This is a genomic window from Streptomyces sp. NPDC059874 (assembly GCF_042731135.1).
In the GTDB taxonomy this organism is placed as follows: domain Bacteria; phylum Actinomycetota; class Actinomycetes; order Streptomycetales; family Streptomycetaceae; genus Streptomyces.
In genome coordinates, this window is record NZ_JBHWJY010000002.1 from 100,504 (window position 1) to 124,670 (window position 24,167).

Annotated in this window: 23 protein-coding genes; 12 read left to right on the forward strand and 11 right to left on the reverse strand. The window is 71.6% G+C overall.

Annotated elements, in window-relative coordinates; genetic code table 11:
* Nucleotides 1-6: 6 nt before the first annotated feature.
* On the reverse strand, nucleotides 7-735 hold the full coding sequence (locus ACFV9H_RS01660; RefSeq protein WP_385391777.1) for a hypothetical protein: 729 nt from the start codon (nucleotides 733-735) through the stop codon (nucleotides 7-9).
* 247 nt (nucleotides 736-982) lie between these two features.
* Here ACFV9H_RS01660 and ACFV9H_RS01665 point away from each other — a divergent pair, with 247 nt between their 5' ends.
* On the forward strand, nucleotides 983-1,798 hold the full coding sequence (locus tag ACFV9H_RS01665) for a sulfite exporter TauE/SafE family protein (RefSeq protein ID WP_385391780.1): 816 nt from the start codon (nucleotides 983-985) through the stop codon (nucleotides 1,796-1,798).
* Nucleotides 1,799-1,818: 20 nt separating this feature from the next.
* On the opposite strand, the gene ACFV9H_RS01670 is transcribed toward ACFV9H_RS01665, so the two are convergent.
* Both ACFV9H_RS01670 and ACFV9H_RS01675 read right to left on the reverse strand, forming a co-directional pair.
* Entirely contained in the window at nucleotides 1,819-3,063 is a 1,245-nt protein-coding gene (locus ACFV9H_RS01670; RefSeq protein ID WP_385391782.1) for a glycosyltransferase, read from the reverse strand.
* 75 nt (nucleotides 3,064-3,138) lie between these two features.
* Entirely contained in the window at nucleotides 3,139-4,422 is a 1,284-nt protein-coding gene (locus ACFV9H_RS01675) for an NAD(P)/FAD-dependent oxidoreductase (protein ID WP_385391785.1), read from the reverse strand.
* Nucleotides 4,423-4,651: 229 nt separating this feature from the next.
* Between ACFV9H_RS01675 and ACFV9H_RS01680 the strand changes: the two genes are divergently transcribed.
* The 5 genes from ACFV9H_RS01680 (at nucleotide 4,652) to ACFV9H_RS01700 (ending at nucleotide 10,862) form a co-directional block, all read left to right on the forward strand.
* On the forward strand, nucleotides 4,652-7,222 hold the full coding sequence (locus ACFV9H_RS01680) for a YfhO family protein (protein WP_385391787.1): 2,571 nt from the start codon (nucleotides 4,652-4,654) through the stop codon (nucleotides 7,220-7,222).
* A 490-nt stretch (nucleotides 7,223-7,712) separates the two neighbouring features.
* Nucleotides 7,713-8,225 carry an XRE family transcriptional regulator gene (locus ACFV9H_RS01685; RefSeq protein ID WP_385391790.1) on the forward strand — a complete coding sequence of 171 codons (513 nt, stop codon included), beginning with the start codon at nucleotides 7,713-7,715 and terminating at the stop codon, nucleotides 8,223-8,225.
* A gap of 180 nt (nucleotides 8,226-8,405) precedes the next feature.
* Nucleotides 8,406-9,098, forward strand: a complete 693-nt coding sequence (locus ACFV9H_RS01690; protein WP_385391792.1) for a hypothetical protein — start codon at nucleotides 8,406-8,408, stop codon at nucleotides 9,096-9,098.
* A 31-nt stretch (nucleotides 9,099-9,129) separates the two neighbouring features.
* Entirely contained in the window at nucleotides 9,130-10,269 is a 1,140-nt protein-coding gene (locus ACFV9H_RS01695) for an MAB_1171c family putative transporter (RefSeq protein ID WP_385392114.1), read from the forward strand.
* Nucleotides 10,266-10,862, forward strand: a complete 597-nt coding sequence (locus ACFV9H_RS01700; RefSeq protein WP_385391795.1) for a hypothetical protein — start codon at nucleotides 10,266-10,268, stop codon at nucleotides 10,860-10,862. The genes ACFV9H_RS01695 and ACFV9H_RS01700 overlap by 4 nt, the downstream gene beginning before the upstream one ends.
* 36 nt (nucleotides 10,863-10,898) lie before the next feature.
* On the opposite strand, the gene ACFV9H_RS01705 is transcribed toward ACFV9H_RS01700, so the two are convergent.
* The 3 genes from ACFV9H_RS01705 to ACFV9H_RS01715 all read right to left on the reverse strand — a co-directional run bounded on the left by ACFV9H_RS01705 (nucleotide 10,899) and on the right by ACFV9H_RS01715 (nucleotide 13,412).
* On the reverse strand, nucleotides 10,899-11,900 hold the full coding sequence (locus tag ACFV9H_RS01705; RefSeq protein WP_385391798.1) for an endonuclease/exonuclease/phosphatase family protein: 1,002 nt from the start codon (nucleotides 11,898-11,900) through the stop codon (nucleotides 10,899-10,901).
* 77 nt (nucleotides 11,901-11,977) lie between these two features.
* Nucleotides 11,978-12,526 carry a DUF4352 domain-containing protein gene (locus ACFV9H_RS01710; RefSeq protein ID WP_385391801.1) on the reverse strand — a complete coding sequence of 183 codons (549 nt, stop codon included), beginning with the start codon at nucleotides 12,524-12,526 and terminating at the stop codon, nucleotides 11,978-11,980.
* A gap of 118 nt (nucleotides 12,527-12,644) precedes the next feature.
* Entirely contained in the window at nucleotides 12,645-13,412 is a 768-nt protein-coding gene (locus ACFV9H_RS01715) for a class I SAM-dependent methyltransferase (RefSeq protein WP_385391803.1), read from the reverse strand.
* A gap of 91 nt (nucleotides 13,413-13,503) precedes the next feature.
* Between ACFV9H_RS01715 and ACFV9H_RS01720 the strand changes: the two genes are divergently transcribed.
* The 3 genes from ACFV9H_RS01720 to ACFV9H_RS01730 all read left to right on the forward strand — a co-directional run bounded on the left by ACFV9H_RS01720 (nucleotide 13,504) and on the right by ACFV9H_RS01730 (nucleotide 16,173).
* Complete coding sequence (locus tag ACFV9H_RS01720; protein ID WP_385391806.1) at nucleotides 13,504-14,091, forward strand: winged helix-turn-helix transcriptional regulator; 588 nt, start codon at nucleotides 13,504-13,506, stop codon at nucleotides 14,089-14,091.
* A gap of 310 nt (nucleotides 14,092-14,401) precedes the next feature.
* On the forward strand, nucleotides 14,402-14,791 hold the full coding sequence (locus ACFV9H_RS01725; RefSeq protein WP_385391808.1) for a hypothetical protein: 390 nt from the start codon (nucleotides 14,402-14,404) through the stop codon (nucleotides 14,789-14,791).
* Entirely contained in the window at nucleotides 14,737-16,173 is a 1,437-nt protein-coding gene (locus ACFV9H_RS01730) for a chloride channel protein (RefSeq protein WP_385391811.1), read from the forward strand. Before ACFV9H_RS01725 ends, ACFV9H_RS01730 begins: the two co-directional genes overlap by 55 nt.
* A 75-nt stretch (nucleotides 16,174-16,248) precedes the next feature.
* Here the strand turns inward: ACFV9H_RS01730 and ligA are convergent, their stop codons facing one another.
* The 5 genes from ligA to ACFV9H_RS01755 form a co-directional block, all read right to left on the reverse strand.
* Nucleotides 16,249-18,309 (reverse strand): NAD-dependent DNA ligase LigA, encoded by a 2,061-nt coding sequence (gene ligA, locus ACFV9H_RS01735; RefSeq protein WP_385391814.1) that lies wholly within the window; start codon nucleotides 18,307-18,309, stop codon nucleotides 16,249-16,251.
* A gap of 58 nt (nucleotides 18,310-18,367) precedes the next feature.
* Nucleotides 18,368-19,294, reverse strand: a complete 927-nt coding sequence (locus ACFV9H_RS01740; protein WP_385391816.1) for an ABC transporter permease — start codon at nucleotides 19,292-19,294, stop codon at nucleotides 18,368-18,370.
* Nucleotides 19,291-20,184 (reverse strand): ABC transporter ATP-binding protein, encoded by an 894-nt coding sequence (locus ACFV9H_RS01745; RefSeq protein ID WP_385391818.1) that lies wholly within the window; start codon nucleotides 20,182-20,184, stop codon nucleotides 19,291-19,293. The genes ACFV9H_RS01740 and ACFV9H_RS01745 overlap by 4 nt, the downstream gene beginning before the upstream one ends.
* Nucleotides 20,181-20,570 carry a GntR family transcriptional regulator gene (locus tag ACFV9H_RS01750; protein ID WP_385391820.1) on the reverse strand — a complete coding sequence of 130 codons (390 nt, stop codon included), beginning with the start codon at nucleotides 20,568-20,570 and terminating at the stop codon, nucleotides 20,181-20,183. Before ACFV9H_RS01750 ends, ACFV9H_RS01745 begins: the two co-directional genes overlap by 4 nt.
* A gap of 92 nt (nucleotides 20,571-20,662) precedes the next feature.
* The gene (locus tag ACFV9H_RS01755) at nucleotides 20,663-21,031 is read right to left on the reverse strand and encodes a VOC family protein (protein ID WP_385391823.1); all 369 of its coding nucleotides are present in this window, start codon (nucleotides 21,029-21,031) and stop codon (nucleotides 20,663-20,665) included.
* Between the two features lie 180 nt (nucleotides 21,032-21,211).
* On the opposite strand from ACFV9H_RS01755, the gene ACFV9H_RS01760 reads away from it, so the two are divergent.
* The 3 genes from ACFV9H_RS01760 to ACFV9H_RS01770 are packed head-to-tail and all read left to right on the forward strand — an operon-like array spanning nucleotide 21,212 to nucleotide 24,167.
* Nucleotides 21,212-21,985, forward strand: a complete 774-nt coding sequence (locus tag ACFV9H_RS01760) for a cupin domain-containing protein (RefSeq protein ID WP_385391825.1) — start codon at nucleotides 21,212-21,214, stop codon at nucleotides 21,983-21,985.
* The gene (locus ACFV9H_RS01765) at nucleotides 21,982-23,055 is read left to right on the forward strand and encodes a hypothetical protein (protein ID WP_385391827.1); all 1,074 of its coding nucleotides are present in this window, start codon (nucleotides 21,982-21,984) and stop codon (nucleotides 23,053-23,055) included. The genes ACFV9H_RS01760 and ACFV9H_RS01765 overlap by 4 nt, the downstream gene beginning before the upstream one ends.
* Nucleotides 23,052-24,167: a hypothetical protein gene (locus ACFV9H_RS01770; protein ID WP_385391830.1), complete on the forward strand. Its 1,116-nt coding sequence runs from the start codon at nucleotides 23,052-23,054 to the stop codon at nucleotides 24,165-24,167. Before ACFV9H_RS01765 ends, ACFV9H_RS01770 begins: the two co-directional genes overlap by 4 nt.

Here is a 24,167-nt window from a genome sequence, read left to right on the forward strand (position 1 = left end):
CGGTGGTCAGGCCGGGGCGTTCCAGGCGGTCGTCAGCCCGTCGAGCCACGCGGGCGGCAGTTCCGCGGCGTCCCACTCCTCGCGCAGCTCCTGCGGTGCGGCGACGAGCCGCTCCAACACGGCGATGCTCGTGGCGGAGTGGAGGAGCGAATAGCGGCCGTGCACCCTGATGGGGCTGCCCGGTCCGAACGCCGCGAACAGCCGCTCCAGCCGGGCCCGGTTGGCCGCGGCGAACTCCGTCAGCCGCCCGGCGTATCCGACCCGCTGCCGGGCGCTCAGCGTGCCGAGGACGGCCCTGAGCACCTCTTCGGTCACTTCCGGATCCAGCTCCGAGGCCGCGGTGAACGACAGGTACAGAGGTGTGACCGCCACCCGCGCCCGTTCCACCTCCATACGCCCGGCCCGAGGGCGCTCTCCGGCAGGGCCCTGCCCTCCGTCCGCCCCCACGACCCGGAGCAGGGTTCGCTCGACGACGGCGCCGAGCTCTTCCAGGAGGTCCCCGGCGCCGTCGAGCCAGCCCGACTCGTACGCCTCGCCCTTGTCCCCCGGCGCGCTCCGGCCGCCGCTCAGCTCCTCGTGCGCAAGAGCCAACGCGCCGGCCTCCAGGAACCCGATCAGGTGCCGAGCGTCACCGGGCGGGACCCCCGCCCCTGCGAGCAGCTGCAGCAGCGTCGCCCTCGCGTTGTCGACACTGACCTCGTCCGGCCACTGCCGTCCCTCATCGGCCCCGCTCATCAGATCCTCCTCATCGTTCGGGCCGCTCGAAGCGCAGCGGGCGACGTAAAGCTCCCGGTCAACGGCCCGGTCGGCGCTGACTGTCCGCCACCGTATCCGGCCGGGCCGGGGTTCCGGTGAAGCCCCCCGCGAGGGTTCCGAAGGGCTCAGAGGTCTGAACGACTTCTCTGGCGGGTGCCCGGTGTCTTTCCCCAAAGATCGGCCGCACTATGGGGTGCATGGCCCTTGACCAGGGATGATGCCCACCATGGCCATTGACCGGGACCTCGTTCCCCCACGCTCGACGCGCTCGATGCCCCTGGTGTTCGGCACGGGTGCGGCCGTCGGCGTCCTCGGCGGGATGATCGGGCTGGGAGGTGCCGAGTTCCGCCTGCCGCTGCTGATCAGCATGTTCGGGTTCGCCGCGCTCGCGGCGGTCATCCTGAACAAGGCCATGAGCCTGGTGGTGGTCCTGGTGGCGTTGCCCGCCCGCATGGTGGCGGTGCCCGCCTCCGAGGTGGCCGCGCACTGGCCCGTCGCGGTCAACCTGCTGGCCGGGAGTCTGCTGGGTGCGTGGGCCGGAGCGTCGTGGGCGGTGCGGATGCGCAGCTCCACCCTCTACAAGGTGCTGGCGGCCCTGATGGTCCTCATGGCCGCGGCCCTGGTGGTCACCCACACCACCACCCTGGGCGCCCTCGCCCTCCCCCTCGCGGCGCAGGTGCCGATCGGAGTGGTGGCCGGCTTCGGCATCGGGGTGGTCGCGGCGATCATGGGCGTGGCCGGGGGCGAGCTGCTGATCCCGACGATCGTGCTGCTGTTCGGGCTCGACATCAAGTCGGCCGGAAGCATGTCCCTGCTGGTGTCGCTGCCGACCATGCTGGTGGCCTTCGCCCGCTACAGCCGTGACGGCAGCTTCGCGGTGCTGGGCGCCAACCTGCGCTTCACCCTGGTCATGATCGCGGGTTCGGTCGGCGGTGCGGTGCTGGGCGGATTGCTGCTCGGAGTGTTCTCGGACCTGGTGCTCATCCCCGTGCTGGCCGTGATCCTGCTCGTCTCCGCCGTCAAGCTGGCCCGGCACGACTGACGCCGGGAAGGTGCCGTTCGTCAGAGCCGGTCCAGCGCGGCCAGTACCCCCTCGGCCCCGGCTTCCCGCGCGAGGTCGGCGGCGAGGGAACGGGTGCGGGACGGCGGGATGGCCGTGGTCGCGGTGCGGATCGCCGCGGTGAGGGCCTCGACCGTCAGGCGCTGGTAGCGCAGGGGGCCGGGTGCCACGCCCAGGGCGGTCAGGCGAGCGGCCCAGAAGTGCTGGTCGAGTTGGACCGGTACGGGAATGGCGGGCACGCCCGCGCGCAGGCCCGCGGCGGTGGTGCCCGCGCCGGCGTGGTGGATCACTGCGGCGGTGCGGGGGAAGAGCCAGGCGTGCGGGACCTCCCCGACGGTGAGGAGGTCGTCTCCCTCGGCGGCCAGACCGGACCATCCCGACTGGATGATGCCGCGGACCCCGGCCCGGCGCAGCGCCCGTACGAGGAGATCGGTGAGGCGTTGCGCGTCCGCGGCGACGAAACTGCCGAAGCCCGCGAACACCGGTGGCGGGCCGGCTTCGAGGAACTCCCGCAAGCGCGGCTCGGGTTGCCAGCCGGGGGGCGTCGCCGGCCACCAGTACCCGCAGACCCGGTGCCCGGGGGGCCAGTCGGCGGGGCGGGGTACGACGTACCGGCTGAAGCCGTGCAGCACCGTGCGCTCGCGCGGCAGGCTCAGCGGCCCGCCGAAGCCGAAGCGGCCGACCGGGAGGCCGAGGTCGCGCCGCAGTTGCTTGACGGCCGGGGCGAAGATGCGGTCGGCGCCGGCCCACATGGCGTGGGCGGCGAGCCGGTTGCCGTATCGGCCGAGGCTGCGGACGCCGGTGACCAGCGGCGGGAAGGCTCCGGTGGGCGTGATGGGCTGCAGGTACGCGCCCAGGACGGGGATGCCCAGCGCCTCGCCGAGCGTGCAGCACATCGGATCGGTGAGGGTGGATGCCAGCAACACGTCCGCGCCCTGTCCCACGGCGTCGGCGATGCCCGTGGTGAAGCGGGGCATGAACTGCCGTGCCATGCGCAGGACGGCGGCCAGGGCGACGGGGGCGCTGACCGCGCGGGCCAGCTCCTGGCCGGTGGCGGAGGCCAGTTCGTCGCGGGGGTCGACGGGTAGGGGACGAAAGCCCAGCCCGCAGCCGGTGACCGCGTCCCGGAAGCGGGCGTGAGTGGCGATGGCCACGTCGTGGCCGCCGGCGTCCCGCAGGTGGACCCCGAGCCCCGTGTAGGGGGCGACATCGCCCCAGGAGCCCGCGGTGACGATGAGTACTCGCACCGCCCCAGTCTCGCAATTTCCGCGCCCGCTCGCTCTCGGCCGTCACGCTTCCGTGTGTGTGGGCGGTCGCCGGGGTCAGGGCTCTGTGCGTGACAGGTGCGCGGGTGGCACGGTCTCCTCACGATGCTTGACGTTGACGACCGAGGCCTTGGCCAGTGCCACGGGGTTCAAGAATCGCAGCGGGCCGATCAGGCGTGATGCGAACAGATGCATGTGCCGCGCCAGCGATTCATCGCGCGCTGCCGCCGAGAACATCAGCCGCTCGATCGGATTGAACGGGCGGGCCTTGGCAAAGTCGACGGCCAGGTACTGGTGCCCTCGCAGCCGGCGCCGGTGTGTGCGTGCGTACGCCACGAGCGACCTGTCGAGGTCACCGCGACCGGTTGCGGCCGAGGCGACCGCCTCGGTCAACCAGTGCGCGGACTGCAGGGCCCACCCGCATCCCACTCCCCACAGGGGGTCGCCGGTCAGGGCGGCGTCGCCGATGAGCGCGACGCCCGGTGCGGTCGGCTTGCGGCTGTGCAGCGGGTAGTCGACAGTGCCGATGATCTTCGTGATGCGTTCGGCGGAGTCGATGGCCGGGGCCTCGGGCAGGGCGTGGACGAATGCGAGGAAACTGCCCTCCAGGTCTTTCCGGAAGGCCGGCAGCCGCTTCTTGTCCGGGAGCACCGCAAGGACCGTCACTCCGTCGTCGTTCGGAAACGCGTACGCCAGGTCGGGCTCGAGGAACCAGGCGTGAGCGATCCCGCCGGGCAGGGGAAGGTTGCGGAAGTGCGCGAGGTAGCCGAACCGGGTGTTCTCGTACGTCCGAGCGGGCACCCCGGCGAACTTCGCCACGGCCGAGTCCTTGCCGTCGGCGCCGACCACCAGGTGGGCCCGGATCTCGCGCTCGCCCTGTGGTGTCGACGCGCGCACCCCCGAGGTTCGCCCGGCTTCCCGTACCAGCCCGGTGACATGGTGGCCGAGGAGCAGGTCGACGCCGGGGGTCTCCGCCGCACGGGCCCTGATGAGCGGGTCGAGGGTGCTGCGCCGAATGTTGTACCCGTACGGCAGCTCGGGGCCCGCCGGCGCGGCCCGCGGCTCGATCCATCCCCAACGCGTGTACCAGCGCGCCTGGTTGCGGACGGCTCCCGCTTTCTCGAGGGCGGGGATCAGGCCGAGTTCGTCCAGCACCGGATAGGCGTTGGCCGTGAGGGAGTGGGTGCAGAGCACCTTGTACGCCTCGGGGTCCGAGCGGCGTTCCAACAGTGCGACGCGGGCACCGCGTCGAGCGAGCAGGATCGCCGCAGCGCTGCCGGCGAGGCCCGCTCCGCTGATGACGACGTCGTAGTCGTATCCCGCGCTCTCAGGCTCGGTCATGCGCTGATCGCCCCCTTGTTGGTGTCGTGCCGTTCGTGGGAGTGGTGCAAGTGCCAGTGCTGTCAGGCACATGACTACTTGTCAAGAGCGCGGCCGCGCCCCGCCGTCAGGTCGGGAAGGGCCGAGTACTCGAATTCTCTGGCGAATTCATCGGACGTTTGCATAAGGTCAAAGGACCTGCGGCCCTCCGACCTGGCCGGGCGCCTGATCACACGAGGGTCCGTTTCGCATGAGTTCCACCGTCATCACCCCTGCCTTCAGAAACACTGCAGGGGGACATCTCATCCACGGCGGCACGGGACGGGACGCCGGCAGACGGCGCGGGGCCCTCGCTTCGCTGATGGCGGCCCTGCTGTCCATGACCGCGTACTGCGCGGGACTCGCCGCCCACGGCACCTTCCCCTTCGGTCCGGCGCCGCGCGCCGACAACGACCTGCGGCACCAGTACGTTCCCTTCCACACGTACCTGTGGGACTTCCAGCACGGCGACGTGCAGGGCGACCTCTTCTTCAACTGGGAGAGCGGCTACGGAGTCGGGTTCCTCGGCGACTTCCTCACCTATCTGACCAATCCGTTCTCCTGGCTGACCGGCCTCTTCCCGCGCGGCCACGTCGAGTTCGCGGTCTTCCTGGTCAGCCTGCTCAGCACCGGCCTCGCGGCCGCCCTGATGACGGTCTTCCTCGGCAGGCTCCGCCCCGGTTCGCCCTGGCTCCGTGCCCTGCTCGCCGTCGGCTACGCCGTCTGCGGCTGGAACGTCGCGGAGGGTGCCGTCGTCCCCATGTGGATGTGGGGTCTCGTGGCCCTGCCGCTGCTCGGCATAGCCTCCGACTGGTGTCTGACCGAACGCCGCTGGGTGCTCGGCAGCCTGGTCGTCGCGTTCTGCTGGTTCGCCAACTTCTACACCGCCGCCATGGCCACCATGGCGGCCGCGCTCGTCCTGCTCCTGCGGCTGCTGACGGCCGAAGTCGACTGGCGCGTCCGCGGCCGCGTCCTGTGGCGGGCCGCCACCATGACCGTCACCGGCCTGCTGCTGGCGGCCCCCGTCATCCTGGTGTGCGGCCTCGCCAACGCGCAGGCGCAGCCGACCGACAAGTACATCGTCAGCGTCCACACGCCCTTCCTGAACTACCTCGCGATGTTCATGCCGGGGAGCCTCGCGAGCCCGACCGCGCCGAACGTGTTCGTCGGCACCCTGGTCCTCCTGCTCGCGCTCGCCCTGCCGTTCCAGTCCAAGGTCCCCGCGCGCGAGCGCCTGGCCTGGTCCCTCGTGATCGTGTTGACCGCCCTGTCCTTCGTGTTCACTCCCACCGCCAAGCTCTGGCAGGGGTTCGCGCTGCCGCACGGCGCGCCGTTCCGGGAGTCCTTCGTACTCAGCGGCCTGCTGGTGATGGCCGCGTGGGTGTGCCTCGCCCGCATGCCCCGGTCCCGGGCCCTGCTCGGGGGCGCCGCGCTGCTCGGCCTGCTGATCGCCCTGACGTACGAGGCGCAGCCGGTGAGCCGTCACGCGCTGGCGGGCACTCTCGCGGGCGGCGCCGGCTTCACGGGGCTGCTCCTGCTGTACGCGCGCGGTCTTCGCCGCCGTGGCAGGGTCGCGGTCGTCGCCTCGCTCGCCGCGGCCGTCCTCACCACCACCGCCTACTCGGTCTACGCCGTCACCGTGGTGCAGGACCCGACCCGGCTCGGCCACTCCCGGACCCAGACCATGACCAGGCTGGGCATCGAGGCCCACGAGGCGCTGGCCGGCCGGCGCGGCTGGCCGGACACCCGTACGGTGGCCGGCGCCGAGGTCTTCGTCACCAACAACGACGCCATGCTGCTCGGCTCCCAGGGCGGTTCGTACTACAGCAGCTACGTGACTCCGCAGACCGCGACCGGCCTCGGCGGGCTCGGCCTCGGCGAGGCGATGGGCGGGCGCCACCTGTGGTCGGTCCGCGACCCGGTGCTGAACGCCCTGCTCGCCGTCGGCGCCTCCCTCGATGTCCCCGACCCGGACCAGGTCCGGCTGCGCACCATGCCCGCGCCGCCGCTGGTCACCGTACGCGCGCCGGGGAGCGACCAGGCGTACGGCGCCCCCGCGGGCTCGGTATGGGCCAAGCGGCACGCGGCGCTGGGCGGACGGGTGTACACCGTGCCGGAGCTGTCGTCAGAGAGCCCGGGCGCCGCCGCCCGCACCGCCGCGGGGTGGCCGTTGAGGCGGGCGGAGGGTGCGGGCCCGGGCAGCGAAAACACCTTCACCGCGCGGTGTGCCCCCGGTGCACGTGCCTACCTCCACGCCCCCGCACTGCGGGCCGAGGTGACCGCGGGGGGTTCGCCGGAGGGGTTCCACGGTGATCCGCCGCTGCGGCTCGCCCCGCTCAAGGAACTGGGCGAGGTCCCGGCGGACGGCCGGTTCGGCTTCACCGTCCGGACCGGGGACGACGCTCAGGTGCTGCCCGCCGACGCGCTCGCCTGCCTGGACGTTCCGGCCTTCGACGCGGTCGTACGGCAGTTGCGGGAGACCGGCGCCACGCGGGTCCGGGCGGGCGGCCACTCCGTCAGCGCCGATCTCCCGAAGGGCTCCGTCGGCACCGCGGTCGTCGCCACCACCGTGCCGCCGGGCTGGACCTGCTCGGTGGACGGTGGAGCCGCCCGGCCGCCGGTTTCCCACCACGGGTTGATGGGTGTACCCCTCGGCCACGGGGCTGACCGGATCGCCTGCACGTACGTCCCGCCGGGCCTGAAGGCGGGTCTGGCCGGTTCGGGTATCGGCGTGTTGGCGGTCGCCGGGGTGCTGCTGCTGCCGCGGCTACGGAGACGTTGACCGGATGCGGGGCCCGCACGGCCCCGCACCCGACCGCCGAATGCGGCGGGGAGGCGAGTTCTCGGCGGACGGCTTGTTTGATGTGGGGTGCGGCCCGTTGTTCGGAGGATCCCCCGATTCCCCCCGAACAACGGCCTCACCGAAGAGGCCTGACGCTGCGACAGACAGCGGGGCCCCTCCCCCGTACCTTCTCGCCCAGCAGCATCGGCGCTCAGCTAGCTAGACGCGAACGGTCGAGCTCTTGAGCGCACGATCATCTAGTGGGCTAGATGGCTGAATGAACATACGTTGCGCCACCCGTGCCCTGTCAAGTGCCTCCGGGAGGGATCACTCGGTGACGTGGCGTGGGTCACTTTCGCGGATGTCCGCTAGCGGGGTAGACGTACTTCGTTGGACTGTGTGGTCAGATCCATCTAGGTGGATAGACAATGAGGGTGGTGGTTCAGCAGTGAACTACAAGATCCGGCAGTAGACAGGAGCAGTGACGGCGATGGGTGAGGAAACCCCCACCGGCCGGCGAGTCACCATGGGCGACCGCCTCGGCTTCTTGATCGAGACGATCCACCCGGCGGGCCGCGGTCCGTACTCGTACCAAGAGATCGCCGACGGCACGAGGCAGCTGCCCGGCCCCTCCGTCTCGCACGGCACGGTCCAGACGATCCGCTTGAACAACAATCCGAACCCCGGTATCGACTCGATCCGAGCGATCGCCAACTTCTTCGGGGTCACTGTCGGATACCTCGCCGACGGCGAGAACGCCGAAGCGATCGAGCAGCGGATCGAGGAGAGGATCACGCGGCTCCGCGAGGAGATGAGCAAGGCCGCGGCGGCCGACGAGTTCGCCCAGGTCCTGGAGGACGAGGACGTCAAGGCCGCGGCCTTCCGCCTCAGCGGACTGTCCGCCGGGTCCATGAAGTCCGTCACCGGCCTGATCAAGCAGCTCCGAAAGGCCGAAGGGCTTCCGGATGTGAATCCCCGCAGGCGGCGCCGCAAGGAATCGTGAGACGACGCGATTCGGTCACACGACCCACACAAACAAGATGTTTCGGTGTGCCGATGCACCCTACCCCGGCCACCCGTGACGGTTCCGGTTACCCTCAAGGCGTTCGAGAGCGAAATCAGCGAGCGGCATGGGGCGGTTGAGCTTCAGGCCGGGGGGAGCCGACGGCCGGGGAGGACGACCATGCGGTGGTGGAAACGCGCCGATGCGGAGTGCGCCGCCGTCGCGGACCGACTCGTCATCCCCCAGCCGTTCGACCTCGAGGTCTTCTGCGAAGGCATAGCCGAGCAGCGTGGCCGGCCATTGATCCTGCTGCCCCTCGACGGACCTCCCGACCCTGCCCTGCCGTGCGGGATCTGGCTCGGCCTGGAGGTCGCCGACCTCGTCTTCTACGACGCCGTCGCGGCCGAGATCCTGAAGGTACAGATCGTTCTCCACGAGATCTCCCACATGTTGCTCGGCCATGTCGCCCCCGAGCTCGACATATCGGAGCAACCGTCGGAACACGAGATCGCCCGTGCCTCCGAGCACTTCCAGCGCCTGCTGACGCGCACGCAGGGGGCCGTGTCCGGTCTTGACCGCCCCGATCTCCCCGTGGCCTCGATCATCCGCTCCGAGGCGGCCCGGATCAGGAGCGTGGCCCGCATGACCGAATCGATCGACGAGGAACTCGGCCTCGACATCGACCGCCTGGCGCACCTCATGGGGCGGAGCAAGTTCGCCAGCCCGCAGGAGCGACAGGCAGAGACCCTGGCCACGCTCATCCACGAGCGTGCCGGCCGCTACGCGACGCAGTCGACCTCCAGTGAGGCCGAGGACCGTCTGGTGCGCCTCCATGACGCCCTCGGGCACCCCGTTCGAAACACCTGGTCGTGAAGTGAAACACCTTGAAATAGCCGTCTTGGTCATGCTTTGGGCGGTGACGATCTGGCGCCTCCCCTCAGCCGTCCGGAGCGTCAAGCAGAGAGCTCTGTGGGCGGCCTTCGCCGCCCTGACCCTCTCCATGACGCTCCGCCTGCCCGGGGTGATGCACGGACTGGACGACCGTGCGGGAGTCAACAACCTGTCCACCCTCGTCAAGCACTGGCTGGGCGTGATCGCGGCCGGTGCCGTCGTCGACTTCGTCGTGGCCATCGCCAGGCCGGAGACCGGTCGCCGGCTGCGGCTTCGCCACTACGTCGCCCTCACGGCGATGGGGGTCATGGCGGTGCTCTTCGCCTTCTTCGTCCCGCGTCCCCACGAAGTCACCGACTTCTACGAGGAGAACGTCGGCAACGGCTGGGCCACGATCTACTACCTCGTGTTCGTCGTCTACCTCGGCATCGCCATGGCCAACGCCACGTGGCTCTTCTGGGGCAGCGCACGGCACGCCAGCGCCCGCTGGCTCCGCACGGGCGTACGTCTCATGGGCATCGGAACCGCCGTGGGCGTCCTCTACACGCTCCTGCGCTCCGGATACATGACGAGCCGCCTCGCGGGCATCGCGGACGGCTCCAGCGACATCTGGGTCGACAACGTCACCGATGCCGTGAAGTACATCGCGATCGGCTTCATCCTCGTGGGCAGCAGCCTCCCCGCGTTCGGCGTCGCCTGGCGCACCATCCAGGACGGCCGTCACCACCGGCAGCTCCAGCCGCTCTGGCAGGACCTGACCGCGGTCACCCCCGACATCGTCCTCAAGACCGGGCTCCTTCGCAGCCCGCGCCTGCGGCTGTACCGCCGGGTGATCGAGATCCGCGACGCTGCCCTGGCACTCGACCCGTACGCCACCGGCGAGCTGCGCGAGCGGGCGCAGACCGCCGCGCGGCAGGCGGGGTTCGCCCCGGCGACGAGCCCGGCCGCCGAGGCCCTCTGGCTTCGGGCGGCGCGCGAAGCCAAGGCCCTCGGCGCCTTGCCCGTCGGCAGCGCGCAGGAGGCGCGCACCGACGGAATCGACGACCTCGACTTCACCACCGAGGTCGAAAGGCTCGTCCAGCTCGCCCGGGTCTACCACTCCCCCGTGGCTGACGACTTCCTCCACACGACCCGACAGGAAGCCACCGCATGACCACCACGATCGCCCGGCCCGACGAGTCCCGGGCCGCACGCCTGGTCACCGATGGGCTCGATCCCAAGACCTGGATCATCGCCGACACCGTTCTCATCGGCTGGCACACCGGCCGCCTCGCCGGGATCGGATGGGGCCTCCTCGGCTGCCTGTTCGCCGCGGTCATTCCTCTGGCCTTCATCAAGTACGGCATCCGCCGCGGCCGCTGGGCCGACCGGCATGTCGGCCAGAGGCAGCAGCGCATCATCGTGATGACCTTCATCATCGCCTCGGTCGCCACCGGCATCGTCCTGATGTGGGCCTTCGACGCCCCCCGGACGATGATCGCGCTGATCACGGCCATGCTGGTCACCCTGGCCGCCCTCCTCGCCGTGACCCCCGCCTGGAAGATCAGCGTGCACGCGGCCGTGTCCTCGGGAAGCGTGGCCATGCTCGCCTTGGCCTTCGGGCCCTGGGCGCTCCTCGCCTACCCGGTGGTCGCCGTCGTCGGCTGGTCCCGGGTGGCGCTCAAGGACCACACCCTTGCCCAGGTGCTCGCGGGCGCCGCTGTGGGCGGGGCCGTCGCGGCCGCCACCTTCGCCCTGGTCCGATAGGCGAACAGGGACCGGCCGAGCAGCTCGGTGGTCGCGTCAGTCGAAGTCGAAGCCCGCGACGACCGGGGCGTGGTCGGACTCGGGGTACTTGATGTCGGTGGCGAAGGCGATGGAGTCGTCGTGGAGGATCTCGTTGTGGATCTCCGAACCGCGGTAGTGGGCCAGGAGGTTGCGGGTGACGAGCATGTGGTCGATCATCTGGCCGCGGCCGTGGTGGAAGAGCGTGTAGCGGGCCTCTTTGGGGATGGTGTGCTCGATGGGGACCAGGACCCGGGTGGCCAGGTCCCCGTTGCTGGTGTCCTCGATGTTCCCGCAGATCGCCAGGACCGGGACTTCTTCGGGCTCGGCGTTGAAGTCGCCGGTGACGATGACGCGCGCGTCCGGATCGTCGTCGAGGATCTGGTCGATGAGGCGCCTGACTTCCAGTGCCTGACTCATGCGCTTCATGGACGACAGGAAGCTGCCTTCGGCCCAGCTGTCGGCGGTGAGCCAGATGTCGCCCTTCCGGGTGCTGATCACCTGGCCGGGGATGTCGCTGGGGATCTTGGATTTCAGGTGCACGTTGATGACGTGCAACAGGCGGCCGGGCGCCGCGTGGTCGATGTCGATCTGCGCGTGCAGGATCGGCCGCTCGATCCCGATCGGGACCGGCCCCGGGTCGGGAGGCTGGGCCGTGAGGCGCTGGTAGCGGGGCTCGGCGACCAGGTCGTTCTTCAGCTGCTGGTGCTTGAGGACCGGCAGGTGCGTGGCGATGACCAGGTTGCGGACGTCGAAGACCGCGTTGCCGGCGGGCTTGGTGCTGACCAGGGGCGCGCCGTCGAGGTTGGTGCCGGCGAGCAGCTCCTTGAGCGCGAGCAGGTCACGCGGCTGCCCGGGGCGCTCCTGTCCGTGGACTTCCTGGAAACAGGCGATGTCCGCCCGCAGCCGCGTGATCTGTGGCCTCATCAACGCGATGCGATCGCCCAGCGTCGGACGCTCGTTCGCGGCGGTCTCGTCGAAGTTCTCCAGGTTGAACGTGGCAATCCGGATCTGTGTCACAGGTGCCCCCAGGGCTCGCCAAGGCCGGGATGCCCGGCATGGCCGGAAGGTGCTGATCGTGGACCCGACCGAGCGCTCTACGAACCCTGAGGGTCGTTGCGGGGTCCCGTCGCGACCGCACCACTGATCTTCCACTCGCCCACGTCGTCGGCGTACCCGCTGTTCAGGGCGAACTGCACGGTGACCGGCTTGGAACGGTCCGGCAGTTGGAAGGTCAGGTAGCCCAGCGCGGTGTTGCCGGGCGTGATGGTCAGCGAAACGGGCAACCGCGGCCCGGCGGTGGTCTTCGCCACGACGTCGGCGTCGAACTGCTGCCCCTCGGTGTCGACGAGCGTGGCGCCGTTCACCGGGCTGTCCTTGTACGCGACCGTTCCGGTGTTCTTGAGCTGGAACTGGACCGAGATGTATCGGTTCCCCGGATCCGGCGTGAAGAACTCGTCGGCCGACGCCGCCGGGTCGACCACTTTCAGGGCGGTGACGTCGACCTTCTCACCGGATCTCTGACCCGTGAGGGTGACGGTCGTCCCCAGGGGGACAGCCACGGAGGGCGCGGCGGATGCCTGCGCGCCCAGTCCACCCGCGACAAGCGCGAGCGCTGCCAACAGCACGGCCGGTAGACGGCGCATGGCTCCTCCCGATGGGCTCGTCCCCGAGGGCGCGTGGCCGGAGCTGCCATCCACGATCCTCCCCGACGGCGCGCCCCGCCACCCGTGGGCCCCGGGGCCGCGGGCGGGTCGGGAGGGTTCATGCCCGGTGGACCGCGTACCCCAGATACGTCACCACCGGGCTGCCCTCCGGGGTGAGCACCATGTCGACCAGTTCCGGCAGCTGCTCGTCGGTCAACGTGCCTCGCCTGCGCCCGCGTGTCGCGCTCACCAGACTGCGTACGTCGCGCGGCTTGAACCCCGAGACGTCCCGCGTGGACAACCCGACCCGGTCCAAGGCCCGGGCGAGCTCGGCCGGGCGGCGCAGCCGGTGTGCGGCGTAGCGGCCGCGAGGCATGATCCGTGTGCCCGGGAAGGTCTGGAAGGCGCCCAGGTAGATGAGGCGGGACACGGGGGTGCGGTTCACGGTGTCGTAGACGAAGGCCCCGCCGGGGCGCAGCACGCGGGCCGCCTCCGCGAGGACCGCGTCCGGCCGTTCGGTGATCTCGAGGGTGTCGGCGCAGTACACCAGGTCGAATGAGCCGTCCGGCAGGTCGAGTTCCTCCGCGGGTGACGTCAGGTACGCGACGCCGAGACCGTCGTCCGCTTCCTGGGCGAGGGCCGTCGCCGCGGGGGACGGGTCGGCTGCGACGACCTCGAAACCGAGCCGGGCGAGCCCGCGGGCCAGGAGGCCGCGCCCGCTGCCGACGACGAGCGCCCGGCCGCCGGCTGCCGCGAGGCCCTGCTCCGAGAGCACCTGCCGCAGGTACTCCAGTCGTACGGATTGGAAGGTCAGGGCCCGGATGTGGCGGCCGTCGACGGCCGCGGGTCCGGTCGAGTCGAGTGCGATGCGCGGGACGGTGGTCATGGCAGGCTCCCTCGACGATGCGGGTCAGGTTCCCTTGGTAAACCTAGCATCGACAGGTTCCCTTAGGGAACCTGTCGGATAGGCTGGGAACGTGACCCGCACCCCGCTCTCCGACGTCGCGTGCTCGATCGCCCGGGCGACCGACCTGTTCGGCGACGCCTGGACGGCCCTGATCATGCGTGACGTCCTCGTCGGCATCCGACGCTTCGACGAGCTGGCGGAGGACCTCGGCCTGTCGCGCAAGACCCTTGCCGCGCGGCTGGCCCGGCTGGTCGAGGAGGGCGTGCTGACGCGCGAGCGGTACCAGGCCGCCCCGCCACGCGAGGAGTACGTGGCCACGGAGAAGGGGCGGGAGCTCTACCCCGTCCTGCTGGCGCTCATGGCCTGGGGTGACAAGTGGTACGCGGGACCCGCGGGGCCGCCCTCCCGGATCCGCCACGACGCCTGCGGGCACGTCGCCACGCCGGTCGTGGCGTGCGACGCCTGCCGGGAACCGCTCACAGTGGCCGACACCACGCAACTTCCCGGCCCCGGAGGACGGGTGGGGCCGGGCACGCGACTGCTGGGACCGCTGATCGCCGCGCGGGGAGAGGCGCCCCGGGACGCGGACTTCGAGGAGAGCGGAAAAGGTTCGGGCGGCGACGTCGAGAACCCGCGACCGGATCCGTCCCAGCGGTGAACGCGGCCGGAGCTGGACCAGGCGGGCTCGCCCACCCACCGTGTGGTGGAGCCGTACCGGGCGGTGAACTGGGGACAGCGCCGGTACTGCCTGGCGCTGTCACGCGCGGGTCGTCGTGCACGCCCCGGCGACGGCGGTGATCGAGCGGAGCCTCCGTCGCCTCGCCGACCGCTACGCCCGTTCCACACCGCCCACCGGCTGAGGCGGGACTCGAGCCGGCGTGTGCCCCGGGCCGGCGGCACGGCCATCCGGGTACGAGGCGGCCCCGGCGTCCGGTGCCGGAGCGGGATGGCTCTCTCGCCTGCCCACCATGAGCAGCATGCGTGCGAAACTCACGATCCCGTCCGGTCCGAGCCGCCTCCTGCGGGCCCTGCGCCGCACCCAGGGAGGTTTCGCCGCGCTGGCCGTGCTGGTGGGGGTGGGCGCGGGGCTGGGGGCGGTGGGGTTCCGGTTGCTCATCGAAGGCGTCACGCGGGTGCTGTCCGGCTATCCGGACTACTCGGACGTGGGACGTGAGCCCAACCCGCTGGTGCCCTGGCTGGGCCCGTACTTCGTGCTCCTCGCGCCCGTGGTGGCCGGCGCCCTGTACGGGCCCTGGTGTACCGGTACGCGCGGGAGGCGCGTGGTCACGGTGTCCCGGAGGTCATGTTCGCCGTCGCCCGGCAGGGCGGCCGGATCCCGCCGCGGGTCGCCGTGGTGAAGTCGATCGCGTCCGCGCTGTGCATCGGGGGCGGCGGTTCGGTGGGCCGGGAGGGGCCGATCGTCCAGATCGGATCGGCGCTCGGATCGAGCCTGGGCATGTGGGTACGGGTGGGCGAGGACCGCCTGCGGGTGCTGGTCGCCTGCGGCGCGGCGGGCGGCATCGCGGCGACGTTCAACGCACCGCTGGCAGGGGTCTTCTTCGCGATGGAGCTGATCCTGCGGGACTTCACCGCACCCCGCTTCGGCATGGTGGTGCTGTCGTCCGTGACCGCGAGCGTGATCGCGCGTTCCGTCATGGGCGACGAGACCTTCCTGCGGCTGCCGCAGATGGAGGTCGAACACCTCGCCTCGTACGTGCTCTTCGTCCTGCTGGGCGCGCTGGCAGGCGTGGTCGGGGTGGTGTTCACCAAGGTGCTGTATCTGGTGGAGGACGCGTGCGACGCGGTGTGGCGGGGCCCCGAGTGGCTGCGACCCGCGGTGGGCGGTGTGCTGCTCGGGGCGTTCCTGCTGGCTCTGCCGCAGATGTACGGGGTGGGCTATCCGGTCCTGGAGAAGGGCGTGGGCGGCGGATACGCGGTCGGTTTCCTGCTGGTGCTGTTGGTCGGGAAGATCCTGGCCTGCAGTCTCACGATCGGCATCGGCGGATCCGGTGGGGTGTTCGCGCCGAGCCTGTTCGTGGGCGCGATGCTGGGCAGTGCCGTCGGGCAGGGTCTCCACCACGTAGCACCGGGCGTGACCGGGTCGCCCACCGCGTACGCGATCATCGCCATGGGGTCCGTGTTCGCCGGCGCCGCGCGGGCCCCCATCACGGCGGTGCTCATCATGTACGAGCTCACCGGCGACTACGGGATCATCCTGCCGCTGATGGCGGCGATCGCCGTGGCCACCGGGGTCAGCCGGGCGCTGAGCGACGAGACGGTCTACACCGCCAAACTGCGGCGCAGAGGGGTGGACTTGGATGCCACCGGGCCGGCCGCGATCGCGGTCACGGCGGTGATGACGGCTCCCCCCGCCGTGCTGGCGCCCGGGACGGCGCTGCGGGAGGCGGCCGGTCTTCTGCTGCGGACGGGCAGCGGCTGCCTGCCGGTGGTGGACGCCACCGGCGGCTACCGGGGCACGGTGAGTTCGGTGGTGGCCACGGAGGCGCTCGGCGCGGGACTGCCCGCCGACGAGCGCGTGGCCATGGTGCTCGACATGCCGAAGGGGGTGCGCGAGGGGGAGAGCCTGCAGGAGGCGCTGGCCCAGTTCGCCGCTTCCGAGGGGGACGGAGTTCCCGTACTGGACGCGGAGGGGCGGCAGTTGGTCGGTTGGCTCTCGCACCGCACCGTACTCGCCGCGTTGAGCCCATCGGAGGGGTCCGGGCACGAGTCCGGCTCGTGACCCGTCCGGCGGCCGGCCGCCGCGTCGCCCAGGGCGGGTCGTCAGCCGACCCCGGGCGGGTCGTGAGCCGGCGGATCAGCCCAGGTGGTCGGCGACGAGTTCGGCGAACGCCTCCGGGGTGAGAACCGTGACGCCCAGCTCCTCCGCCTTGACGGCCTTGGAGCTCGGCTTGCCGCTCGCGGACGGCGCGCAGACCAGATAGGTGGTCTTGGAGTTGACGCTGCTGCCCGCCTTGCCGCCCGCCTTCTCGATCAGGGCGTTCATCTCGGAGCGCCCCAGGTTCTCCAGCGGGCCGCTCATCTTGCCGGTGACGACGACGATCGTGTCCGCCAGCGGGCCGCCGCCGGTCGTCTTCGGCTCCTGCGGCTCCTCCATGTTGACCCCGGCAGCGGCCAGCTTGTCGATGACCGGCGCCAGGAGGGCGACCTGCTCCACGATCACCGGGGCCTTCTCCTCGCCGATGCCTTCGACTTCCTTCATCGCCACGGCGTCGGCCCGTCGGATCGCGTCCATGGTCCCGAAGTGCGCGGCGATGCGACGGGACATGCTGCGCCCGGTGCCGAGGACGCCGAGGGCGCAGAACACGCGGCTGAGCGGGCGGGACTTGGCGGCCGCGATCTGCTCGGCCAGCTTCGCTCCCCGCTTGGCGCTGCCGGAGGCCGCGGTGAGCTGCTCCTCCGTGACGGTGAACAGGTCCGCGACGTCCGTGACCGCGCCGGCCGCGATGAGTGCGTTGACGTACGTCTTGCCCAGGCCGTCGATGTCGAGCATGTCGCGTCCGGCGGCGTACTCGATCAGTGCGGGCAGGGCGCAGGCGGTTCCCTTCGCGCAGCGCCACCGCTCCTGGCCCTTGTCGATCTCCCCTCCGCAGTTGGGGCAGGTCGTGGGCAGCGGCACTTCCCGCGCGGTGTCCGGGCGCAGTCCGACGACGGCGGCCTGGACGCGGGGAATGATGTCGCCCGCCTTGTAGACCGTCACCGTGTCCCCGAGGTGGAGGTCACGGCGGCGGATGTCGGCCGGGTTGTGGAGGGTGGCCCGGGTGACCGTGGAACCGTCGATGTCCACCGGTTCGAGGACGGCCGTCGGGGCGAGCACTCCGGTGCGCCCCACTTCCCAGATCACGTCCGTCAGAACGGTCTGGCGCTCTACGGCGGGGAGTTTGAAGGCGATCGCCCAGTACGGGAACCTGCTGCCGAACCCGACCGCGGTCTGCTCCCCCGCGTCGTTCGCCTTGATCACGACGCCGTCGATGCCGAAGGGCAGCTCGGGGCGGAGCGCGGCGATCTCGTCGACCTTGCGCTGCGCCTCGGCCAGGGTCGCGACCACGTGCAGTCCGGCGGGGGTGTCGGCCGTGGTCCGCACTCCCGCCTCGGCTATGGCGGAAAGGACCTCGGCGTGCGTGGCCCCGGAGGGCGCGAAGGCGACCCCGTCGAGCTCGACCGCTCCGTACGCCCAGAACGTCATCGCGAGCCGGTAGGGGCGGTCCTTCGCGCGCAGGGTGCCGGCCGTGCCGTTGCGCGGGTTGGCGAACACCTGCGCGCCGTGCGCGGCGCGGACCTCGTTCGCGGTCTCGAACTGCTGCCGGGTGAACAGGACCTCGCCGCGCACCTCGAACGTGGCCGGTACGGGCAGCTGCTCGGGCAGGCCCTCGATCGTGCCGATGACGTGGCTGACGTCCTCGCCGTGGGTGCCGTTGCCGCGGGTGACGATCTGCTCGAGCCGCCCGGCCCGGTAGCGGGCCGCGACGGCCGCGCCGTCCATCTTCGGCTCGACGGTGAAGCCGCCGACGGGTTCGTGTCCCAGACGGCGCTGGAGGGAGGCTCCCCAGGCGACGAGGCCCGCCGGGTCGAAGACGTTGTCGAGGCTGAGGAGTCGCGTGGTGTGCGCGACGTCCCCCACCGGGGCGGCTCCGTCCCCGACGAGCCCGGTGGGGGAATCCGCGGCGGCCTCGTCCGGGTGTGCCTGCTCCCAGGACAGCACGGCGAGCCGGAGCCGGTCGTACGTGGCGTCGTCGAGCGGGCTGTCACCATCGCCGTAGTACGCCAGGGAGACCTCGCGCAGGCGGGCGAGGGCGGCCTCGTAGTCGTCGCGGCCGGACATGACGGACAGCGCCTCATCGGCGTGGATGCTCTTCATGGGCACGATCCTTGCCCATGGGTCTGACAACGCGCCCCGGCAGGACGCCCGCGAGGGCTCAGCCGTGCCGGACGCGCACGAGCCGGAAGGCGGCGTAGAGGGCGATGGCGGCGAGCGCCAGCACGAGGGACGTTTCGATGAGCTGTGTCGGCCAGTAGTGCGAGACCGGGTGGAACTCCGTGTACCGGTCGGTGACGTTCATGTCGGCGGGGCAGACATCGAACTTCTCGGTCCGTTCGAAACAGGCGTCGCGGGGCAGGCGCTCGCCGGAGGCGGTGAGGAGTCCCGTGTCCATCCACAGGGCGGAGCGTGGCATCAGTTTCACCGGGTTCCCGGCGAGGGGCACGCTGTTGGTCTCCGTGGACAGGAGCGACCATCGCAGGGCTCCGAGGACCAGCAACGTCAGGCCGGTGAGGAGGCCGGTGACCGCCATGGCCACGAGGGTGCGCCGGACCAGCTGGCCGACGAGGGCGCCGAGGGCCACGCCGAGCAGGCAGTACGCGACGAGCACGGGGCCGGTGGCCTCGTACGTTCCGCGGTCGGCCCAGTGGAGCGCGTAGGTGCCGGTGACCCGGACCCAGCCGAGGCGGAAGACCCCGGCCAGGACGGCCGCGCCGGCCACTGACACGGCCGCGGCCACGAGGACCTTCGCGCCGAACCATGCCTTCGGGGTGGACGACTGGGTGAGGGCGAGCCGCCAGGTGCCGCTCTCCAGCTCACGGGCGATCATCGGGCCGGCCACGAAGGCTCCCACCAGGAGCGGAAGGAACAGCAGGCCCTTGCCCGCGTACTCCATGAAGAGGCGCAGCGCGCCGAACCCGTGGTCCGAGTACGGAATCCGGCCGGAGTGGGGATCGGCGGCCCACGAGCGCAGGGCGACCACCGCGACGAGGCCGGCGGCCGCGAGGGCGGGCACCGCCCACAGCGCGCGCCGGTGTTGGCGGACGGTGAGCCAGTACGGGCCCTTCAGCGTCAGCGTGCTCATGCCTGCACCCCCGAGGTGGCGAAGGAGCCCTCAGCGGCGAACGACGGGGCGTCGGGGGAACGCAGATGGGCGAGCAAGAGTTCCTCCAGCGACGGGTGTGTGGTCTGCCAGGTCCGGCTGTCGACGGAGTCCGAGCCCCGCAGCCGCACGAGTGCGGTGAGCTGGCGGCCCGTCGTACGGGTCTCGACGATGGTGTACGCGGCGAGTTCGGCGGAGGCCGTGACGGGGCCGGTGAGCAACAGGTGGGCCGCGCCGACCTCGTCAATGGGGCCGGAGAGGCGGATGCGGCCGCCGTCGACGAGCAGGAGGTGGTCGCAGGAGCCCTCCAGCTCGGTGAGGATGTGCGAGGACATCACCACGGAGGTGCCGTTCTCGGCCGCGTCGGCCATCAGCGTGCCCATGAGCTGGTGCCGGGCGAGCGGGTCGAGGTCGGCCATCGGCTCGTCGAGGAGGAGCAGGCCGGGGCGCTTGCCGAGGGCCAGGGCCAGGGCGACCCGGGTGCGCTGGCCGCCGGAGAGCGTACGGACCTTGGCGTGCGGGCCGAGTCCTCCGGCCTCCACGATCCGCTGCGCCGTCTTCGTGTCCCAGCGGGCCGGGTTGAGCTCGGCGCCCATGCGCAGGGTGTCGCCGACGGTGAGTTGCGGATAGAGGGGCTTGTCCTGGCCCACGTACGCCATGGTCTCGCGGGGCGCCGTGCGCAGGGTGCCCTCGGTGGGGCGTACGAGTCCGGCCGCGATGGCCAACAGGCTGGACTTTCCCGCCCCATTGGGGCCGACGAGTGCGCACACACGGCCTTCGGGCAGCCGGAAGGAGCAGTCGCGCAGCGCCCAGCCTCCCCGGCGTCCGTAGCGCAGGCCGAGGCCTTCCGCCTCGATCACGGTTTCCGTCATGCGTCGCCGTCCCCCTTGAAGTGTTGTTCCAGTACGGATGTGAAGAGCGCGGCCACGTCGTCCCGTTCCAGCCCGGCGGTACGGGCCCGCTGTGCCCAGTCGGCGAGTTCGTCGCGCAGTGGGGAGTCGACCGGGGCGCTGCCCAGGGACTTCCGGATGAAGGTGCCCAGCCCCCGCTTCGCCTCGACGAGCCCTTCGCGTTCCAGCTCGCGATAGGCCTTGAGGACGGTGTTCGGGTTGATGGCGGTGGCCTCCACGACCTCGCGCGCGGTGGGCAACTTGTCGCCGGGCTCCAACAACCCCAGGCGCAGGGCCTGTTTGGTCTGCTGGACGATCTGCAGATACGTGGCGATGCCGCTGCGCCGGTCGATGCGGTATTCCAGCACGCCAACACCACCCTTTCACTAGGTAAGTAGTGAAAGGGTGGTGCAGGGGTGGGGTTCCTGTCAACTGCCCCCGAACACAAGAAGCCTGGCGGTCACCCCCTGACCAGGCAGAAGGGATGCCCGGCCGGATCGGTGAAGACCCGCCAACCGCTGCCACCCGGCTGGTGATCCGGCTTGCCCGCGCCCAGTTCCAGAAGCCGGGCCTCGGCTTCGTCCAGGTCCTCGACCGCGAAACACAGGTGGAGCTGCTGGGGAACGGTCTGGTCCGGCCAGCTGGGGGGCCGGTGGTCATCGACCCGTTGGAAGCCGATGAAGAGTCCGTCCTCGCGGTTGAGACCCGCGAACTCCGCGTCGGACTTCGGGTGGGGTCCGAGGCCGGTGGCCTGCTGGTAGAAGGCCGCCAGGGCCTGCGGATCAGGGCAGTCGAGGGTGATCGCGGTCAACTTCATGTGCAGGGGCATGGCGCCTCCGGTGCGAGCGGTGGACTTCCGAACCGCGATTGTCAACCGGATCCGCTCCGGCCGGTCATCCGCCGGTTGCGCCGAGTACGTCCCGAGTGCTCCCGCTCGTGGCGATCAGGGCCTTACCATGCGCGTGCGAGGCGCGTGCAGCGCACAGCGGGGGCGTCAGGGGGAGGCGCGATGGCCGCACGACCGTACGACCGCACACCCGGACCGCGCGAGATACCCGAGGACCTGCCGGACCACGCCGGGCGCGGGCTGCCCGGCGGGGTGGAGCTCTACCGGCTCGGGCCGGACGGCGGCATCGTAGTGGCCGACCGGGAAGGGGCCCGGGAGCTCGGGCCGGAGCGGGACTTCCTGCGGTTCATCGACGACGGGCAGTTCGCGCACTATCTCGTGGGCGACGCCGGCACCTCGCCGGAGCGGCCCTCCAACGCCACCGTGAAGCTCGGGGTGGTGGGCCCGCGCAGTGCCTTCACCCCGCACGCCCACGGGGGCGAGCACTTCGTTCTCAGCCTCGGCCACGCCGCTTGTGGGCTCTACGACCCGGACCGCGGCCGCGTCGCCGAAGTCCGGCTCACGCCCGGCATGCTGATCCGCATCCCGGAGATGATGCCGCACTCCTTCGCGAACCGCGGTGACGTCCCGCTGACCATCCTCGCCGCCAACACGGGCTACGGGATCGACCACGAGGACTACGCGATCACGGCGGCGGAAGCCGAGCACCGGGCCTCCGCGAGCGCCGAGCGGTCCGGCGGCCCGGCCGGCCGCCCCACGCCGACGGTCGCCACCGCCCCCACCGCCACGACCGCCGCCGACTACCGGGTGCTGGCCGCCGCGCTGCGCGACATCGAGCGCGCCCAGCGGGTCCACGGCATCGCCGGCACCACCGTCCGCGAGCGGCTGGCCGCACGGCTGCGCCGGGTGGCGACGGCTCTGGAGGTCCGCCGGTGATCTGCCCGAACTGCGAACGCAGCCTGCTGCGCAAGGAACGCACCGGCAACATCTGCAGCCACTGCAAGCGCCGCTACGCGCTGGACCCCAAGACCAACTCCCTGCGCCTCAATGACCTCCGGGTGCGCCGGATCACGGCGACGCTGACGGACAACGGCCGGGTCCAAGTCGCCCCGGGCCAGCTGTGGTACGCGCTGTCGCGCAAGCGGATCAGGGAACACGAGTTCGCGCCGGGATGCGCGGGCGGGGCGTTCGCCGGCGCCGGGATCGTCAGCCTCTGGGCCATCTTCGGCGAGGCGTCGTTCATGCTGTACGTCTCCGGCATCCTGCTGGCCACCGCGATCGGCATCAGGATCGCCCGGCGGCTGGGAGCGGGCCGGGGCATCCCGCCCATGACCCGGGGCGATTTCCGTTCCTCGGCGCTCGCCGAGTGGCAGGAGGTGTACGGGAGCCTGCCGCCCGGCGTGATCGACGACAGCGGCCGCCCCTGGCCCCGGCGCCCGGCCGACGCGCCGCCGCCGAACGCCGTGCTGGTCTGCCCCGATCCTTCCATCGCCGCCTTCCTCGCAGCCGATGGACTGCCCGACCGGCACGGCATCGCCCTGGTCCAGGGCCCCGAGCACGTGCGGGCCCTGCTCCCCGCCCTGCCGCCGCGCGGCCCGGTCCTGGTGCTCCACGACGCGGACGCGCACGGTGAACTGCTCCTGCGGCAGCTCCGTGCGGACCTCTCCGGCCGCCCGGTGGTCGACGCGGGAGTGTCGCTGCGCACGATCCGCGGCCTGCCGAAGGCCGTTGCGTACCGGGACCCCACCCGCAAGCCCACGGCGGAGGAGATGGGCCGGCTCGCCGCGCTCGACGAGTTCACCGCGGAGGAACTGAAGTGGATCGGGCAGGGCTGGCGGTTCCCGCTCGTCGGCGTCCCTCCCGTCCGGCTGCTCGCCGTGCTCGACCGGCTCGCCAGGCAGATCGGCCGCAGGGTCGACGCCGAGCGGCGCCGCGCGGCGGAAGTCGGCTTCATGACCTGGCCCGGCGCGGCGAAGGACGGCCCGGATCCGGTGGGTGGACGGTGATCTGCCCGAACTGCTCGACCGAGCTGAAGCGCAGGGAGCGTACGGGCCAGGTGTGCTCGCACTGCCACCGGCGCTTCGCCCTGGATCCCTGGGTGCACGGCACCGGCATGCACGACGTGCGGATCCGCCGCTGCGTGGAGTCCCTCACCGACCACGGTCGGCTCAAGGTGACCGTCACGCAGCTCTGGTACCGCTCCCGTACGCACAGCAGCGCCTGGCGGGCGCGCGAGGCGCACGGGACCCGGCCCCTGGTCCGGCGGCTCGTCTCGCTGCCGCTCAGCGCCGGGTTCGTCGTGTGCTGGGCCCTCACCAGCGGATTGCCCGCCCTCCTGGCCGCGGCGGCCGCCGTCGCGGTCCTCGTCGCGGCGCCCAATCTCTTCCCGTACTACCCGGCTCGGCCCGCGGGTTCGTCCTTCAGCCCCAACGAGCGGCACTTCCGGCAGCTGATGACCGGCGAATGGCGAAGAACGTACGGTGAGTTGCCGCCCGGTGTGGTGGACGACGCGTGGCGCGCTCCGGGTCACTCCGCTCCCAAGCCGCGCCGGCCCAGGGCCGTGATCCTGTGCACCGACCACGCGGTCGCGGTGTTCCTCGAAGTCAACGACATGCCGGCGCGGCTGCGGGCGGTGCTGGTGGAGGCGGACCCGGCCGCCGCCCACGACGCCCTCGTGGACGTCCCGGGCCGGCTCCCGATCGTGGTGCTGCACGACGCGAGCGCACTGGGCGCGCTGTTGGCGCCGCTCCTGCGCATCGCCCATCCGGACCGGGCCGTGGTGGACGCCGGGCTGCCGGTGGCCGCGGTCAGGGGCCGGCGCGGCGCCGTCCACCGCGTCACGCCCGTCCCGGCCGGCTCACTCGCCCCGGCCGTCGACGCCGGGGAACTGCGAGCCGTGGCGGGGCTGTCCGAGGAGGACGCCGCCTGGGTGGCCGACGGGTTCTGGAGCCCGATCGCGGCCGTGTCGCCGACGCGGCTCGTCACCGTCGTCGAGGAGGCGGTCGAACGGGCCGTAGCCGCGTCCGCGACCGAGCCCGACTCCGGCCCGGCGTACGGCTTCCTGACCTGGCCGGACACCCCCGGGATGAAAGGCACGTCACCGCATGAGCACGAGTAG